This window comes from Streptomyces sp. NBC_00344 (genome assembly GCF_036088315.1).
Lineage (GTDB): Bacteria > Actinomycetota > Actinomycetes > Streptomycetales > Streptomycetaceae > Streptomyces.
The window spans coordinates 2,208,902-2,225,208 of record NZ_CP107996.1 but is presented as its reverse complement, the minus strand read 5'-3'; the positions used below and the strand labels follow the sequence as shown (position 1 = coordinate 2,225,208).

At 68.7% G+C, this 16,307-nt stretch carries 12 protein-coding genes and 2 tRNA genes; 9 read left to right on the top strand and 5 right to left on the bottom strand.

Translation table 11 applies throughout. The features are described from left to right. Window positions 1-19 precede the first annotated feature (19 nt). Complete coding sequence (locus OHS16_RS09905) at window positions 20-580, bottom strand: PPA1309 family protein (RefSeq protein WP_328536803.1); 561 nt, start codon at window positions 578-580, stop codon at window positions 20-22. Between the two features lie 136 nt (window positions 581-716). Here OHS16_RS09905 and OHS16_RS09900 point away from each other — a divergent pair, with 136 nt between their 5' ends. The 4 genes from OHS16_RS09900 (at window position 717) to OHS16_RS09885 (ending at window position 6,053) form a co-directional block, all read left to right on the top strand. Then, window positions 717-3,596, top strand: coding sequence for a UPF0182 family membrane protein (locus OHS16_RS09900; RefSeq protein ID WP_328540784.1), 2,880 nt, complete (start codon window positions 717-719; stop codon window positions 3,594-3,596). Between the two features lie 134 nt (window positions 3,597-3,730). Further along, window positions 3,731-3,804 (top strand) — tRNA-Met (locus OHS16_RS09895). Window positions 3,805-4,058: 254 nt separating this feature from the next. Beyond that, complete coding sequence (locus tag OHS16_RS09890) at window positions 4,059-5,855, top strand: tetratricopeptide repeat protein (RefSeq protein WP_328536802.1); 1,797 nt, start codon at window positions 4,059-4,061, stop codon at window positions 5,853-5,855. 124 nt (window positions 5,856-5,979) lie between these two features. After that, window positions 5,980-6,053 (top strand) — tRNA-Met (locus OHS16_RS09885). 119 nt (window positions 6,054-6,172) lie between these two features. Here the strand turns inward: OHS16_RS09885 and OHS16_RS09880 are convergent. Then, complete coding sequence (locus tag OHS16_RS09880; RefSeq protein ID WP_328536801.1) at window positions 6,173-6,589, bottom strand: Fur family transcriptional regulator; 417 nt, start codon at window positions 6,587-6,589, stop codon at window positions 6,173-6,175. A 124-nt stretch (window positions 6,590-6,713) separates the two neighbouring features. Between OHS16_RS09880 and OHS16_RS09875 the strand changes: the two genes are divergently transcribed. Beyond that, a complete protein-coding gene (locus tag OHS16_RS09875) occupies window positions 6,714-8,183 on the top strand; it encodes a catalase (protein ID WP_328536800.1) in 1,470 nt (489 codons plus the stop codon). 70 nt (window positions 8,184-8,253) lie between these two features. Here OHS16_RS09875 and OHS16_RS09870 read toward each other — a convergent pair whose 3' ends face one another. Beyond that, window positions 8,254-8,655, bottom strand: a complete 402-nt coding sequence (locus tag OHS16_RS09870) for a CBS domain-containing protein (protein WP_328536799.1) — start codon at window positions 8,653-8,655, stop codon at window positions 8,254-8,256. Between the two features lie 177 nt (window positions 8,656-8,832). After that, on the bottom strand, window positions 8,833-9,633 hold the full coding sequence (hisN, locus tag OHS16_RS09865) for a histidinol-phosphatase (protein ID WP_328536798.1): 801 nt from the start codon (window positions 9,631-9,633) through the stop codon (window positions 8,833-8,835). Between the two features lie 146 nt (window positions 9,634-9,779). On the opposite strand from hisN, the gene OHS16_RS09860 reads away from it, so the two are divergent. Next, window positions 9,780-10,376 (top strand): TetR/AcrR family transcriptional regulator, encoded by a 597-nt coding sequence (locus OHS16_RS09860; protein ID WP_328536797.1) that lies wholly within the window; start codon window positions 9,780-9,782, stop codon window positions 10,374-10,376. A 4-nt stretch (window positions 10,377-10,380) separates the two neighbouring features. Here OHS16_RS09860 and OHS16_RS09855 read toward each other — a convergent pair whose 3' ends face one another. Next, window positions 10,381-12,072: an ABC transporter family substrate-binding protein gene (locus tag OHS16_RS09855; protein ID WP_328536796.1), complete on the bottom strand. Its 1,692-nt coding sequence runs from the start codon at window positions 12,070-12,072 to the stop codon at window positions 10,381-10,383. Between the two features lie 225 nt (window positions 12,073-12,297). Between OHS16_RS09855 and OHS16_RS09850 the strand changes: the two genes are divergently transcribed. From OHS16_RS09850 to OHS16_RS09840, 3 genes are read left to right on the top strand one after another with little or no spacing between them, the layout of a single operon-like run. Beyond that, on the top strand, window positions 12,298-13,281 hold the full coding sequence (locus tag OHS16_RS09850) for an ABC transporter permease (protein WP_328536795.1): 984 nt from the start codon (window positions 12,298-12,300) through the stop codon (window positions 13,279-13,281). 13 nt (window positions 13,282-13,294) lie between these two features. After that, window positions 13,295-14,239 (top strand): ABC transporter permease, encoded by a 945-nt coding sequence (locus OHS16_RS09845; protein ID WP_328536794.1) that lies wholly within the window; start codon window positions 13,295-13,297, stop codon window positions 14,237-14,239. After that, window positions 14,236-16,293 carry an ABC transporter ATP-binding protein gene (locus tag OHS16_RS09840; protein ID WP_328536793.1) on the top strand — a complete coding sequence of 686 codons (2,058 nt, stop codon included), beginning with the start codon at window positions 14,236-14,238 and terminating at the stop codon, window positions 16,291-16,293. The genes OHS16_RS09845 and OHS16_RS09840 overlap by 4 nt, the downstream gene beginning before the upstream one ends. Window positions 16,294-16,307: the final 14 nt, after the last annotated feature.

Below are 16,307 nucleotides of genomic sequence, written 5' to 3'. Positions count from 1 at the left end.
CGCTCCCCGGTGCGGCGGCCTACGCCTCGAAGGTCACCGAGAGCGCCTCGGCGAGGCCCGGCACCAGTTCGGGGCCGGTGAGCACCTCGTTGGGGGAGTCCTTCTCGCGCAGTCGCAACGCGGACTCGCGGGTGCCGTCACGCAGAACGGCCACCGTCATGCGCACCTCCTGGCGGTCCGGATGCTTGGCCACCCAGTCCGTCAGCTGCGCCTCACTCATGCCCTCGGGCACCGACGCCTCGGCGGACGGCGGGAGCATCAGGCGCTCGACCGTCATCGCGCAGCCGGCCACCGCGTCGGGCCAGGCGATCGTGGCGAGGAACTCGTCGAGCGGAGTGGAGGACGGGATCTCGTCCTGTTCCACGGGGGTCAGCGATGCGGCCGGTGCCGAGTCGTCGAGACCGAGCTGGGCGGCGAGGCCCGGCTCCTGGGTGCGCAGCTTCGCGGTGTCCACGAGGGCGAAGAGCCGGGCGGGCTGGTCCCAGCCGAGGCCGGACGCGTACTCGTCGATCTCGAGCACCGCGACGGTGAGGGGACTGGAGGCCATCGGAGGACCTGAGGAAGAAGAAACGTTGGGCATGCGCAATATCCTGCCCTCTTCCACCCCGGGAACGGGAACTGAGTAAAGCCTCAGTAAGTTGCATGGGTGGGCTCTACGATCGCTGGGCCTGCTCCACACGACCGCGAACTTCGAGGTGCGCACGTTGGCTTTCCAGATGCCGGACCGCGGCGGAGGCCCGACCGGGCCACGGATCAGGGTGGGCCGGCCGTCCCGCCGTGCCCGCACCCTGCTGATGACATTGGGTGTGCTGGCCGTCCTGGCCATGGCGTTCGTGATGTTCGCCGGATTCTGGACCGACTGGCTCTGGTACCGATCCGTCCACTACTCATCCGTCTTCACCACCACACTGTGGACGAAGATCGGGCTCTTCCTCGTGTTCGGCGTTCTGATGGCGGCTGCCGTCGGGGTGAACATCTGGCTGGCACACCGGCTGCGGCCCCCGCTGAGCGCGATGTCGCTGGAGCAGCAGAGCCTCGACCGCTACCGGATGGGCGTCGCGCCGTACAAGAAGTGGCTGCTGTTCGGGATCACCGCGCTGGTGGGGCTGATCGCGGGAGCGTCCGCATCGGGGCAGTGGCGCACCTGGCTGATGTTCGTCAACGGCGTGCCCTTCCACCAGAAGGACCCGCAGTTCAAGCTGGATGTGTCGTTCTTCGCCTTCGACCTCCCCTGGTACCGCTTCCTGCTGGGCTTCGGTTTCGCGGCCGCGGTGCTCTCGGTGATCGCCGCGGCGCTGGTGCACTACCTGTACGGCGGTCTGCGGGTCACCAGCCCGGGTGCGCGGGCCACCGCTGCGGCCACCGGCCACCTGTCGGTGCTGCTCGGCCTCTTCGTGGCGCTGAAGGCCGTGGCGTACTGGCTCGACCGGTACGGCCTCGCGGTGAAGTCCAGCGACTTCAAGGCCACCGGGAACTGGACCGGTCTGCGGTATGTGGACGCCAATGCCTACCTCCCGGCCAAAACGATCCTGTTCTGCATCGCGGTCATCTGCGCCCTGCTCTTCTTCGCGACGCTCTGGCGCCGCACCTGGCAGCTCCCGGTGATCGGCTTCGGTCTGATGGTGCTGTCGGCGATCCTGATCGGCGGGCTGTACCCGGCCATCGTCCAGAAGTTCACGGTCCAGCCGAACGAACAGGCCAAGGAAGCGCCGTACATCCAGAAGAACATCGATGCCACCCGCAAGGCGTACGGCATCGCGGGGACGGATGTCGACGACTACTCGGGCAAGAGCACCACCAAGAACACGTCGAAGCAGCGCAATGACGCGGATTCCGCGGCCAGTTACCGGCTGATCGACCCGAACGTCGTCTCGCCCACGTTCCAGCAGCTGGAGCAGAAGCGGAAGTACTACGGCTTCCCCGCCACGCTGGACGTGGACCGCTATCAGGGGCAGGACACGGTGATCGGCCTGCGCGAGCTCAACATCGCGGGCATCCAGAAGCACAACTGGATCAACGACCACTTCACCTACACCCACGGCTACGGTGCCATCACGGCCAAGGGCACCGCCACGGACAGCAACGGCGCCCCCGTCTTCACCGAGTCGGGCCTGCCGACCAAGGGCAAGCTCGGCGACTACCAGCAGCGGATCTACTACGGCGAGAACACCACCCAGTACTCCATCGTCGGAGGCCCGCAGAAGGAACTCGACTACGAGGACAACGGCGAGCGGACCACGAGTTACGCCGGCAACAGCGGGGTGGACATCTCCAACCCGGTGAACCGTGCGGCGTACGCCGCGGCCTTCAGCGAGCCGCAGATCCTCTACTCGGGGGCCATCGGCAAGGGCTCGCGGATCCTCTACAACCGCACTCCGAAGCAGCGGGTCGAAGCGGTCGCCCCGTGGCTGACCATTGACGGCGACGCCTATCCGGCGGTGGTCGGCCACAGGATCCAGTGGGTCGTGGACGCCTACACCACCACCAACGGATATCCGTACGCATCACGTACGACGCTCGGTGACACCACGGCCGACTCGCTGACCGACAACCAGCGCGCGGTGGTGGCCCAGCAGAACCAGGTCAACTACATCCGTAACTCGGTGAAGGCCACCGTCGACGCCTACACCGGTCAGGTCAAGCTCTACCAGTGGGACGACAAGGACCCGGTACTCAAGACCTGGATGAAGGCCTTCCCGAACACGGTCAAGAAGAAGTCCGCGATCCCCACGGAGCTGAAGGCCCATCTGCGCTATCCGCAGGACATGTTCAAGGTCCAGCGTGAACTGCTCACCCGCTATCACGTCAAGGATCCCAAGCAGTTCTACAGCGGCAGTGACGCGTGGCAGGTGCCCAACGACCCGACCACCAGGGACAACAGGGCGGTTCCGCCCTACTACCTGTCCATGAAGATGCCCAACCAGAAGGGCACAGGGCAGCAGTTCTCGCTCACCACGACGTTCACACCGAGCGGTCGCCCCAACCTCGGCGGCTTCATGGCGGTCAACGCCGATGCGGCCAGCCCGGAGTACGGCACCATCAGACTGCTGAGAGTGACGTCCGAGGTGCCGGGGCCAGAGCAGGTGCAGAACAAGCTCAACAGCCTGCCCGATGTCGCCAACTTCGTGCGGGACATGAAGGGCGCCGACTCCGACATCGAGTACGGCAACCTGCTGACCGTGCCACTGGACGGCGGCTTCCTCTACGTCGAGCCGGTGTACGCCCAGGGTCGCAACTCGCACTACCCGCTGCTGAAGAAGGTGGCCGTCTCCTACGCGGACGCCGATTCGCCGGACGGGGACACGACCGCGTTCCGCAACACGCTGGGCGAGGCGCTGAACGAGGTCTTCGGCACCGAGGGGCAGGAGACCAACCCGCCACCGGACACCGGCAACACGACCAAACCGCCGGCCACCGGGAGCGACGCGCTGAAGAAGGCCGTCGCGGACGCCCAGAAGGCGTACGACGACGGCCAGGCCGCACTGAAGAAGCCTGACTTCACCGCCTACGACAAGGCGCAGAAGGCACTCCAGGAAGCTCTTCAGCGGGCTGCCGACGCCAGCGGACAGGCCAAGTCCAGCCAGAAGGGCAGCTGAACACGGGCCCCGCAGAACCGGCGGGGCCCGCACCTGGCCGACCGCCTGATCAGAGCTGAAAAGCCCTGATCAGGCGGGTGCGGAGGGTGGTGAAACCACCCTCCGCACCCGTGGTACTGTTACGAACACAACGGCGCGGGGTGGAGCAGCTCGGTAGCTCGCTGGGCTCATAACCCAGAGGTCGCAGGTTCAAATCCTGTCCCCGCTACTGAAGACGCAGGGCCCGGATCTCGGAAGAGATCCGGGCCCTGCGTCATGTGTGGGCGGGCTCGGTCCGGACGGTTTCCGTCTGCCGGGACCGGCGTGACGGGCGACGCGCCCCAGAGGAAATTGCCTCCGCCTACCGGAAGTTGGCGCTGGTTCATGTTTCACTTATCTCTCTGTGGGCATGTCGACAAAACGCTGAAGTGACCTCCTGGGCTGCGATATACCAGGTGTACGCGGGTTGCGGGTGGTGGGACGATGGTGTTTATGGGGGACAGGGCAACTCTGTTGGAGACAGGGCGGTTTGTGCATAGGCACGCCGAGTACGGCGGAGACGCCGTCAACGCGGAGGACACGGCCGACGCCGAGACCGAGGCGCGGCACCTGCGCGGCGCCGAGAGCGGCGACGTCGCGTCGATGAGTGCGCTCGGTGCCCTTCTGCTACGCCGTGGCGATCTCGACGGCGCCGAGCGCTGGCTGCGCTCCGCGACCGGCGAGGGGGACCGGGCCGCCGCCAACAACCTGGGCGTCCTGCTCCACCAGCGGGGTTACGCGGACGAGGCGGCCGGCTGGTGGCGTATCGCCGCCGTCGCGGGCTCCGCAGCCGCGGCCCACGCCCTGGGGCGCCACTACCGTGAGCGCGGCGACGAGCCCGCAGCGGAGTACTGGCTTCGTCAGTCCGCCGAGTCCGGTCACGCGCTGGGCGCGTACGCACTCGCCGACCTGCTGGAGCACCGCAGTGACGTCGGCGCGGAGCGCTGGCTGCGGTCCGCGGCCGAGCAGGGCCACCGGGAGGCGGCCTACCGGCTGGCGCGGATGCTGGACCGGGCCGCCACCGAGGAGTCGCCCGCCGCCGAGGCCGAGCAGTGGTACCGCCAGGCCGCGGCCCGCGGCCACCGCCGGGCGGCGCTGCATCTCGGCGTGATCCTGGAGAAGCGCGGCGAACTCAAGGAGGCCGGCCGCTGGTATCTGACCTCGGCCAAGGACGGCGAGGCGCGTGCCGCCTGCGCGCTGGGTTTTCTGCTGCGCGACGCAGGTGACGAGGAGAGCGCGGCGGTGTGGTGGCTGCGCGCCGCGCAGGAGGGCGACGGCAATGCCGCGAACGCCCTGGGGGCGCTGCACGCCGCCCGCGGCGAGCAGCAGACCGCCGAGCGCTGGTACCGCGTCGCCATGGACGCGGGTGACGTCAACGGGGCGTACAACCTGGCGCTGCTCTGCGCTGCCCAGGACCGTACGTCCCAGGCCGAGCAGTGGTACCGGCGGGCCGCCTACGCGGGCCACCGGGAGGCCGCCAACGCGCTCGCCGTGCTGCTGCTGCAGAACGGCGACCCGGCCGGCGCCGAACCGTGGTTCTCCAAGGCCGCCGAGGCGGGCAGCGTGGACGCGGCCTTCAACCTCGGCATCCTGCACGCGGGCCGTGACGACGACCGGGAGGCCTTCCTCTGGTACGAGCGGGCCGCAGCGGCGGGCCACACCGAAGCGGCGCTCCAGGTGGGTATCGCGCTGCTCAGGGACGGCGAGGAGCACACCGCGGAGCGTCATCTGCGCTGCGCTGCGGGCGGCGGCAGCACCGAGGCGGCCTTCCGGCTCGGCGCCCTGCTGGACTCTCGGATGCCGCCGCCGGGCGCGCCGATACTCGGCGAGCCCGTCGCGGACAAGAGCGAGTGCGAGGAGTGGTACGAGCGGGCGGCCGAACAGGGCCACCGCCGGGCCCAGGTGCGGGTCGGCATGCTCGCCGCCTCCCGCAACGACGTCGAGGCGGCCGCGCGCTGGTACCGCGAGGCCGCGGAGGCCGGCAGCCGCAACGGAGCCTTCAACCTGGGTCTGCTGCTGGCCCGTGAGGGCAACGAGCGGGAGGCGGGATTCTGGTGGTCCACGGCCGCGAACGCCGGACATGGCCGGGCGGCGCTGCGGATCGCCTTGCTCGCCATCCGCCGGGGCGAGCTGGCCGAGGGGCAGCGCTGGTGCACCCTCGCCGTGGAACTGGGCCCCGCCGAGGTCTCGGAGCGGGCTGCCCGGCTGTCCGAGGCGCTGCGCCAGGAACTGACCGCCTGACGGCGGTCCCGTGATCCACCGGGGATCCACGGGACCGCCGTCCGTGGATGTGTACCGCCGTCCGGGCGCCGCCCAAAGGATTTGCACTGATCGACGCCCCCACGTACTGTTACGAACACAACGGCGCGGGGTGGAGCAGCTCGGTAGCTCGCTGGGCTCATAACCCAGAGGTCGCAGGTTCAAATCCTGTCCCCGCTACTGAAGACTGAGGGCCCGGACTCGAAAGAGCCCGGGCCCTCAGTCATGTGCCGGTATCCGCGCACCCGGCCGCCCCGGGCCGGGGTCCGCAGGTGCGGGCGGATCGCGGAGTGGGTGCCTCAGGCCGCCGCGCAGGCCGGGCAGATGCCGCGGTAGGTGACCTCTACGTTCGAGATGGTGAAACCGAACCGCTCGGTGTCGGGGAGATCGGTCAGCGGATTCCCCGCCGGGTGGACGTCCCGGATCGAGCCGCACTGGCCGCAGACCAGGTGCTGGTGGGGCCGGTGCGCGTTCGGGTCGTACCGCTTGGCGCGGCGGTCCGTGGAGACCTCGATCACCTCACCCAGGACAACCATCTCGCCCAGGGTGTTGTAGACGGTCGCCCGGGAGATCTCGGGCAGCCTTGCCACGGCGCGCGCATGTACTTCGTCGGCGGTCAGATGAACATGGTCCCCGTCGAGGACCTCGGCCACGACGCGACGCTGGGCGGTCATCCGCCAGCCGCGATCGCGCAGGCGTTCCAACAGGTCACTCATAGGGCCCAGCCTAACAGGGAACGGCCTAACTCCGAATGAGTGTGACATTGGACGGTTGCTTGACTTAGACAAAGTCCATCGTAGGATCGGAACCGGCAACCGCCAAGCGACAGGGCTTGCAGGAATGACGCAGGAGGCGCACGTGACGCAGGGACCGCTCACCACGGAAACCGGGGCTCCGGTGGCAGACAACCAGAACAGCGAGACCGCGGGCGCCGGCGGTCCGGTTCTGGTCCAGGACCAGCTCCTGCTGGAGAAGCTCGCCCATTTCAACCGTGAGCGCATCCCGGAGCGCATCGTGCACGCCCGCGGCGCCGGTGCGTACGGCACCTTCACGCTGACCCGCGACGTGTCGCAGTGGACCCGGGCGAAGTTCCTGTCCGAGGTCGGCAAGGAGACCGAGACCTTCGCCCGCTTCTCGACCGTGGCGGGCAACCTGGGCTCCGCGGACGCGGTCCGGGACCCCCGTGGTTTCGCGCTGAAGTTCTACACCGAGGACGGCAACTACGACCTCGTCGGCAACAACACCCCGGTGTTCTTCATCAAGGACGCCATCAAGTTCCCCGACTTCATCCACACCCAGAAGCGCGACCCGTACACCGGCTCGCAGGAGGCCGACAACGTGTGGGACTTCTGGGGCCTCAGCCCCGAGTCCACCCACCAGGTGACCTGGCTCTTCGGTGACCGCGGCATCCCGGCGTCGTTCCGCACCATGAACGGATACGGCTCGCACACCTACCAGTGGAGCAACGAGGCCGGCGAGGCCTTCTGGGTCAAGTACCACTTCAAGACCGACCAGGGCATCAAGAACCTCACCACTGAGGAGGCCGTGCGGCTCTCCGGTGTGGACCCGGACTCCCACCAGCGCGATCTGCGTGAGTCCATCGAGCGCGGGGACTTCCCTTCCTGGACCGTGCAGATCCAGGTCATGCCGGTGGCCGACGCCGCGACCTACCGCTTCAACCCGTTCGACCTGACCAAGGTCTGGCCGCACGCGGACTACCCGCCGATCGAGATCGGCAAGCTGGAGCTCAACCGCAACCCGGAGAACATCTTCGCCGAGGTCGAGCAGTCCGTCTTCTCGCCGGCCAACTTCGTGCCGGGTATCGGCCCCTCCCCGGACAAGATGCTCCAGGGCCGGATCTTCGCGTACGGCGACGCCCACCGCTACCGCGTCGGGATCAACGCCGACCATCTGCCGGTGAACCGCCCGCACGCGGCCGTGGCGAACACCAACTACCGGGACGGCTTCCTGTACGACGGCCGTCACAAGGGCGCGAAGAACTACGAGCCCAACAGCTTCGGCGGTCCGGTCCAGACGGACAGGGCGCTGTGGCAGTCCACCCAGGTGAGCGGCGCGACCGGCAACCACGAGGCACCGAGCCACGCCGAGGACAACGACTTCGTGCAGCCGGGCAACCTCTACCGCTCGCTGTCCGACGACGAGAAGAGCCGGCTCATCGACAACCTCGCCGGATTCATCTCGCAGGTCTCCCGCGACGACATCGCCGAGCGGGCCGTCGACAACTTCCGCCGGGCCGACGGTGACTTCGGCAAGCGGCTCGACGCCGCCGTCCAGAAGCTGCGTGCCTGACGGTTTGTCACCGTGCGTGCGGAGAGGACCGGTTCCCCGTCCGGGGAACCGGTCCTCTCCGGTGGGTGGCTCAGGAGGCCAGGGCCGCGGCGCCGACTCTGCCCGGCGCCCAGCAGCGGATGATGTCACGCACCGACACGACGCCGACCGGTCCCTCTCCGTCGAGCACGATCAGATGACGGAAGCCGCCGTTCGACATCGCCAGCGCGGCTTCCTCCAGGGTCCAGGACGGTGAGGCGAAGACCACATCGGTGGTGGTGTGCGCACCCGCGACCTCCCGGTCGGGGTCGAGATCCGCACCCACGGCGTTGAGGATGTCGCGCTCGGTGAGAATGCCGAGCCCGCAGGTGTCGGGGTCGAAGACGACGGCCGCTCCTATCCGGCGCGCCGACATCAGGCAGGCGGCCTGGCGGAGGGTGTGCGCGGGGCCGATGGTGAGAACAACCGTGCTCATGGCGTCACGGACCAGCATGAAGGGTGCCACCTCCTTGGTGAATCCTGCTTGCGCCCGAATTCACAAGTTCACAAGTGGGGGTACTCTCAGAGTGGCATCAGTGCGTGAGCACAGCAAGGGGGCGTACGCCACCGGAACACCGGAGGCGCCGCCGGGGTGGCAGCTGTGCCCGGTGCCGGCGGTCCGCGCCCGCGGTCAGTAACGCTGGTTGAGATACCCGAGCATGTCCTGGTGCAGCAGCCCGTTGGAGGCGGCCGCGTTTCCGCCCTCCACCCCCCGCACCCCGTCGAGGCTGGTGAATTCCCCGCCGGCCTCCTGGACGACGATGGCGGTCGCCGCCATGTCCCAGAGCGAAAGCTCGGGCTCCGCACAGATGTCCACCGAGCCCTCGGCGACCATCATGTACGGCCAGAAGTCGCCGTAACCGCGCGTGCGCCAGCAGTCCCGGGTCAGATCCAGGAACCCGTCGAGGCGCCCCTGCGCCTCCCAGCCGGTCAGCGAGGCATACGCGAAAGAGGCATCCGCGATCTTCGAGACCTTGGACACGTGCAGCCGGGTCGCCGATGTCAGGCTGCGGCCGGTGTACGCCCCGCCGCCCTTCGCCGCCCACCAGCGGCGGCCGAGCGCCGGTGCGGAGACCACGCCGACCACCGGCTCGTGGCCTTCGTCGCCCGCGACCGTCAAGGAGATCAGCGTCGCCCAGACCGGCACACCGCGGACGTAGTTCTTGGTGCCGTCGATAGGGTCGACGATCCAGCGCCGCGGGCCGGTACCTGACAGGCCGTACTCCTCGCCGAGGATCGCGTCACGCGGCCTGGCGCGCCTGAGCTGTCCGCGGATGAGTTCCTCGGCACCCTTGTCGGCCTCGCTCACCGGTGTCATGTCCGGCTTCGTCTCGACCTTGAGGTCGAGGGCCTTGAAGCGGTCCATCGTCGCCGCGTCGGCGGCGTCCGCAAGGACATGGGCGAGACGCAGATCATCGTGGTAGTCGGACATGGACGTCACATTATCCACCGGGTCGCCGATCGGGCCACAGGACCCTTCCCCCGGCCCTGTCCGTCCTGCCCGCAGCCGTGCGGGCTATTGACAGCCGGTGGCGGTCCGTCAACTCTGAGCGCAGAGCCGCACCCGGGAGGGCGACGATGCCTGCAGCGCGCGAATCCTTGCTCGACTCAGCCCTCTCCGCGATCACCGCACAGCCGTGGTCCGGTGTTCGCATGGTGGATGTGGCGTCCGCCGCCGGGGTGTCCCGGCAGACCCTCTACAACGAGTTCGGCTCCAAGGACGGCCTGGTCCGCGCCCTGGTGCGTCGCGAGGCCGACCGGTATCTGCTGGGTGTCGACCGGGTGCTGGCCGGACCGGCACCGGACGCGGAGCGGCTGGCGGGTATCGCCGAGTGGACCGTCTCCGCGGCCCGCTCCTGTCCGCTGGTCCGCGCTCTGCTGACCGGCTGCTGGCCCGAAGGACTGCCCGCCCCGCGCCCCGCCGCGCGGTCCACCGGCTCGCACATCCCCGCGCAGCGCCGCGCCGACGCGGGCCCGCCGTCCCCGGCCGGGCTGATCGCCGCGGTGCTGCGCCGGGCCGCCCCCGCGCCCGCGGCGGGCAGGACCGAGGAGGAGGCCGCGGCATTCGTCCACCACTGCGAGGTGGCCGTACGCCTGGCGCTCTCGCATGTCGTCGCACCGGGTGGCCCGCAGGCGGACCATCTGGTGCGCGACGTGCTGGCGCAGGGCGGCTGACCGGCTACTTCTTCAGCCAGCCGACCTTGGTGTAGTCGGTGTCGGCAAGGCCGAAGGCGCCGTAGTTCGCGAGCCCGCTGCGGACCGCGTCGATCTGCGGGCGCTGGTAGAGCTCGATGGAGTGACCGAGCTTCCAGATCTCCGTGTCGGCCTGGTTGTACAGCTTGACGGCCGCCGCGTGGTCGGTGGTCCCACCGGCCTTCTTCAGCAGCGCGTCGATCTTCGGCGAGCCGACCGAGCCGAAGTTCTGGTAGAGGTTCTTGCCCTTCGGCCGCAGGAAGACCGGGGTCAGCATGGTCTGGTAGACCGCGTCGACGTTACGGAAACTGGTGATGTCGAAATTGCCCGTGTTGACGAACTTGTTGAAGTAGTCGTTCGCCGGGACCTTTTTGATGTCGACCTTCACACCCACCGCGCCGAGCATCTGCTGCACCAGCTCGGCCTGGTCCGTCTGCGCGGACGTGCCACCCGCGCTGAGCGTGTAGTCGAGGGTGAGCTTCCTGCCGTCCTTGGTGCGCGGCTTGCCCTCGCCCGCGTCCTTCCAGCCCGCCTCGTCCAGCAGCTTCCCGGCCTTCGCCGGGTCATAGCTGTCGAACTCGCTGGTGTTGTCCTGGTAGCCCTGCTGGTTCGGCATGAAGAAATGGTTGTTCAGCGGCTTCAGTTCGAAGGAGAGGTCCTTGCTGAAGCTGGTGTTGACTCCCTTGCGGTTGATGGCCGCCTGGAGGGCGTTGCGCACCTTCACGTCCTTCAGCGGACCGCGCCCGCCGTTGAGGGTGATGTGCACCTCGTCCCAGCGTGCACCACGCCGGATGTCGGTGTCGGCCGCCTTGACCAGCCGCTTGTAGTCCTCGGGCAGCAGGGCCGGCGCCTCGTCGATCTCCTTGTTGAGATAGGCCTCGGTCTTCGCCGATGTGTCCAGTGCGCGGTAGACGACGGAGTCGAGCTTCGGCTTGTTTCCCCACCACTTCGGGTCGGGGACGATGGTGATGGTCTGCCCGGTCTTGTCGTACGCCCCCACCTTGAAGGCGGCTCCGCTGACCGGGGCCTTCTCCGACCAGCCCTTGTTGAACTTGTCCGGAGTGTCGATGTACGAGGCCGGATAGAGCGGGTCGAAGAGCCGCTGCCAGTCGGCGTAGGGCGAGGAGAAGGTGACCTTGACGCCGAGGGCACCGGTTCCCTGCTCGACCCGGGAGATCTGGTCGTAGCCGGAGGTGTCGGCCGCCTCGTAGGCGTCGTCGGCGCCGTTCAGCGCCTTCCACTGCGCCTTGAAGTCCCGCCAGCTCAGCGCCTTCCCGTCGGACCACCTGGCCTTCGGGTTGAGCTGGTACTCGACGACCTGCGGGCTGGCGGATGTCACCTTCGCCGACACCAGGAAGTCCGGGTTGTTGTGGATGGCCCCCTTGGCGTCGGCGTCGAAGAGGTCGGGAAGGACGGCCCTGATGATCTCCTGGGCGTCGCCCTGCGAGCCGTCCACCGTGTTGATGTTGTACTGCGTGATCCACTGGTCGATGCCGAAGTGGAGCGAACCGCCCTGTCTGAGGTCGCTCACCGGATGTGCGTTGATGTTCTGGCCGTCGGCGCCCGGCGCCGCCTGCTTCCGCACCGGCTTGTCGTCGTGCCCGGAGGAACTGCAGCCCGCTACCGCCAGGGTGCAGGACAGTGCTGCGGCGATGGCGGCAACGGTGGTTCTGCGCATCGGTTCTGGTCCTCCGGTTCATGGCGGTCTGATCGAGACCGCAGACTCCGCTGACGGTAAGTCGATCTCCTTGCACAAAGGGAGGTCTCCCGGGATGCTGTTATTCATTCTTTGCATGGACGCAACAAATGATGGCCAGACTGGATCACCCGGCCGACGACGTACACCGACGGATCCCGCTGCCGCCGTGATCCCCAGACGATCTCCAGCGGAGGACCAACACCCGTGGCCGCCTTCCTGGCCAAGCGACTCGGCTACTACGCCCTGCTGTTGCTTGTCGCCATCTGCCTGTCCTACTTCCTCGCGTCGCTCGCGCTCGATCCGCGTGCGTACTACGAAGGGCGGCAGCCGCCCCTCTCACCCGTCGCTGTCGACCACCATCTGACCGCGCTGGGCGTCAACGACCACGAGCCGCTGCTCAACCGCTTCGCCCGCTGGGCCGGGCACGCGGCGCGCGGCGACCTCGGAGAGACCATCGACGGGACTCCGGTGGACGCTGAGTTCGGCCGCAGGGTCGGGGTCAGCCTGCGCCTGCTGCTGCTCGGCAGCATCGCCGGTACGGTCATTGGCGTGCTGGCCGGTGCGTGGACGGCCGTCCGCCAGTACCGGCTGTCCGACCGGTTGGTCACCCTCGCCTCGTTCGTGCTGCTCTCCACCCCGGTGTTCCTGCTCGCGGTGCTGCTGAAGATCGGTGCGATCTGGTTCAACCAGAAGACCGGGACCGAGGTCATCAAGTTCACCGGAGAGAAGAGTCCTGGCGTCGACTCGGGCTTCCTGGCCGTGCTGAAGGACCGCGCGGTGCATCTGCTGCTTCCGACCGTCTCCATCGCGCTGGGCACCATCGCCGGGTACAGCCGCTATCAGCGTTCCACCATGCTCGACGTCATCGGCTCGGACTATCTGCGCACCGCGCAGGCCAAGGGACTCAGCCGGCGGACCGCACTGGTCAAGCACGGTCTGCGCACCGCCCTCATCCCCATGTCGACCTACTTCAGCTATGGCTTCCTGGCCCTGTTCACCGGTGCCACCTTCACCGAGACGATCTTCGGCTGGCACGGCATGGGGGAGTGGTTCGTCTCGTCCATCGGCAGGAACGACGTCAACTCGGTGGTAGCCGTCAACGTGTTCGCCGCCGTGCTGGTCCTGCTGTCCGGCTTCCTCGCCGACGTCCTGCACGCCGCGCTCGACCCGCGTATCCGTAACGCCTGAGGAGTACGACGTCATGACCGCCGTCATAGAGACCGCAGCCGGCGACGCGGCAGGCCGGAGTGCGGAACCGATCCGCCCTGCCGGGCGCGCCGGTGTGGTGCTGCGCCGCTTCGTACGCAATCCGGGTGCGCTCACCGGAGCCGTCATCCTGCTGCTGCTCTTTCTGCTCGCCCTGGCCGGCCCGCTCCTCAGCCCCTGGGACTACAGCCACATCGACTACACGGCACTGCGCGAGGGACCGAGCGCCAGACACTGGTGGGGCACCAACCGCATCGGCCAGGACGTCTTCGCCCAGACCGTCCGCGGGTTGCAGAAGTCGCTGCTGATCGGCCTGCTGGTGGCGCTCTTCTCCACCGGCCTCGCCTCACTCGTCGGCGCCTGTGCCGGGTACTTCGGGGGCTGGACGGACCGGTTGCTGATGTTCTTCGTCGATCTGCTGCTGGTCTTCCCCTCCTTCCTGATCATCGCGATCATCTCGCCGCGGCTGCGGGACGGTGGCTGGTTCGCCTTTGTCGGCCTGCTCGCCGTGTTCGGCTGGATGATCACCGCGCGGGTGGTGCGATCGATGACCCTGTCGCTGAAGGAGCGTGAGTTCGTCAGCGCTGCCCGGTACATGGGGGTGGGGCCTTTCCGGATCATCTGGCGGCATGTGGTGCCCAATATCGCCTCCTTCCTGATCATCGACGCGACGATCGCGGTAGGCGGGGCCGTGATGAGCGAGACCGCCCTGTCGTACTTCGGGTTCGGCGTCCAGTCGCCCGACGTCTCGCTGGGCACTCTCATCGCCTCCACCACGGGAGCGGCCGTGACCTACCCGTGGATGTTCTTCTTCGCCGCGGGCCTGCTGATCGTTTTCGTGCTCGCGGTGAACCTCGTGGGGGACGGGCTGCGCGACGCGCTGGACCCCACCTCGCGCCGCAGCAACCGCAGTCGCAGTCGTAAGGGAGCGCGGGCATGACCTCGGTACTGGAAGTGAACGGCCTGGAGGTCGACTTCGGGGACACCCCCGCGGTGCGCGGCGTCAGCTTCTCGCTGCGGCGCGGTGAAGTGCTGGGCCTGGTGGGGGAGTCGGGGTCCGGTAAGTCGGCCACCGCTCTGGCGGTGCTGGGCCTGCTGCCGGAGAACGCGGCCGTGCGGGGCTCGGTGAAGCTCGACGGGACCGAGCTCGTGGGCGCGTCGGACAAGGCGCTGTCCGAGGTGCGCGGCAACCGTATCTCGATGGTCTTCCAGGACCCGCTCTCCGCGTTCACGCCCGTCTACCGGATCGGCGACCAGATAGCCGAGGCGGTCCGCGCCCACCAGGACGTCTCGCGCGAGCGGGCCCGAGAACGCGCGGTCGAGCTGCTGGACCTGGTCGGAATTCCCGAGCCGCACCTGCGGGCGCAGGCGTACCCGCACGAGTTCTCCGGCGGTATGCGGCAGCGCGCGATGATCGCGACAGCCATGGCGAACGACCCCGACGTGATCCTCGCCGACGAACCCACCACGGCCCTGGACGTCACCATCCAGGCGCAGGTGCTCGACGTGCTGCGGACCGCACAGCGGGAGACGGGGGCGGCGCTGATCCTGGTCAGCCATGACCTCGGAGTGATCGCCGGGGCGGCGGACCGGGTGGCGGTGATGTACGCGGGCAGGGTCGTGGAGACCGCCCCGGCGGCCGAGCTGTTCGCCGCGCCGCGGATGCCGTACACGCTGGGGCTGATCGGAGCGGTGCCGCGGCTGGACACCGCAGGGGACGTACTCGTGCCGATCCCGGGCAGCCCGCCCCGCGCCGGCGCACCGCATCCGGGGTGTCCTTTCGCTCCGCGCTGCCCACTCGCCGATGAGCGGTGCCTGGGGGAGGAGCCGCGGCTGCAGGGGGCCGGCGGGCACGAAGCCGCCTGTGTACAGGCCGGTGAGATCGCCGGAAAACGGCTCGGTCCGCTCGATGTCTTCCCGGTGCCCACGATTCCGAGGCCCGGGGCCGGGCCGGCCGAGAGGCGCGCCGGCGGTCGCGCCACCGGGACCGTGCTGAGCGTGCGCGGTCTGACCAGGACCTTCCCCGTTCTGAAGGGATCCGCCTTCAAACGCCGGGTGGGATCCGTCTACGCCGTCGACGGCGTAGACCTGCGGATCGAGCGGGGCGAGACCCTCGGGCTCGTCGGAGAGTCGGGGTCGGGCAAGACGACCACCCTCTTCGAACTGCTTGAGCTCACGCGGCCCGAAGGCGGTGAGATCGAGCTCTTCGGGCAGTCGCTGCGCACCCTGGACAAGGCGGGCAGACGGGCGCTGCGCGGGCAGGTGCAGATCGTCTTCCAGGACCCGATGGCCAGTCTGGACCCCCGGATGACGGTCGGCGACATCATCACCGAGCCGCTGCGCGCCCAGGGCGCGGACCGCGGAACCGCCGCGGACCGGATCCCGGCCCTGCTCGAGCAGGTCGGACTCGACGCACGGCACGCCGACCGGTTTCCGCACGAGTTCTCCGGCGGACAGCGCCAGCGCATCGGTATCGCCCGTGCGCTCTCCGTCGAACCGCAGCTGCTGGTACTCGACGAACCCGTCTCCGCACTGGACGTGTCTGTGCAGGCGGGGGTCCTCAATCTGCTGAAGCGGCTCAGGTCCGAGCTGGGTCTTGCCTATCTGTTCGTCTCGCACGACCTGTCCGTGGTGCGGCACATCGCCGACCGGGTGAGCGTGGTCTACCTCGGGCGTACGGTCGAGGCGGGGCCGGTCGACGAGGTCTTCGAAAGGCCCCGGCACCCCTATACCCAGGCCCTGTTGTCCGCCGTACCGGTGCCCGACCCGGCACGCGAACGGGAGCGGCAGCGCACCAGGATTCTGCTGCCCGGTGACCCGCCGAGCCCCACCCGCCGGTACCAGGGCTGCCGCTTCCGTTCCCGTTGCCCGCTCTACGCCCAGCTCGGCGGCGGCGAACGCGCGCGGTGCGAGAGCGAGGTGCCGCAGGACGTGCGGCACGGCGCCGGCCATGTGGCGGCCTGTCACTTCCCGCGCCTGCGCGAGGTGGTGTGATCCGGCCGGACCGG

Excerpts from the sequence above, each read along its gene's own strand:
- OHS16_RS09900 (WP_328540784.1), top strand. The coding sequence starts at position 717 with ATGCCGGACCGCGGCGGAGGCCCGACCGGGCCACGGATCAGGGTGGGC.
- OHS16_RS09845 (WP_328536794.1), top strand. The coding sequence starts at position 13,295 with ATGACCGCCGTCATAGAGACCGCAGCCGGCGACGCGGCAGGCCGGAGT.
- OHS16_RS09905 (WP_328536803.1), bottom strand. The coding sequence starts at position 580 with ATGCCCAACGTTTCTTCTTCCTCAGGTCCTCCGATGGCCTCCAGTCCC.
- OHS16_RS09880 (WP_328536801.1), bottom strand. The coding sequence starts at position 6,589 with ATGAGTGACCTGTTGGAACGCCTGCGCGATCGCGGCTGGCGGATGACC.
- OHS16_RS09870 (WP_328536799.1), bottom strand. The coding sequence starts at position 8,655 with ATGCTGGTCCGTGACGCCATGAGCACGGTTGTTCTCACCATCGGCCCC.
- hisN (WP_328536798.1), bottom strand. The coding sequence starts at position 9,633 with ATGTCCGACTACCACGATGATCTGCGTCTCGCCCATGTCCTTGCGGAC.
- OHS16_RS09860 (WP_328536797.1), top strand. The coding sequence starts at position 9,780 with ATGCCTGCAGCGCGCGAATCCTTGCTCGACTCAGCCCTCTCCGCGATC.
- OHS16_RS09855 (WP_328536796.1), bottom strand. The coding sequence starts at position 12,072 with ATGCGCAGAACCACCGTTGCCGCCATCGCCGCAGCACTGTCCTGCACC.
- OHS16_RS09875 (WP_328536800.1), top strand. The coding sequence starts at position 6,714 with ATGACGCAGGAGGCGCACGTGACGCAGGGACCGCTCACCACGGAAACC.
- OHS16_RS09890 (WP_328536802.1), top strand. The coding sequence starts at position 4,059 with ATGGTGTTTATGGGGGACAGGGCAACTCTGTTGGAGACAGGGCGGTTT.
- OHS16_RS09840 (WP_328536793.1), top strand. The coding sequence starts at position 14,236 with ATGACCTCGGTACTGGAAGTGAACGGCCTGGAGGTCGACTTCGGGGAC.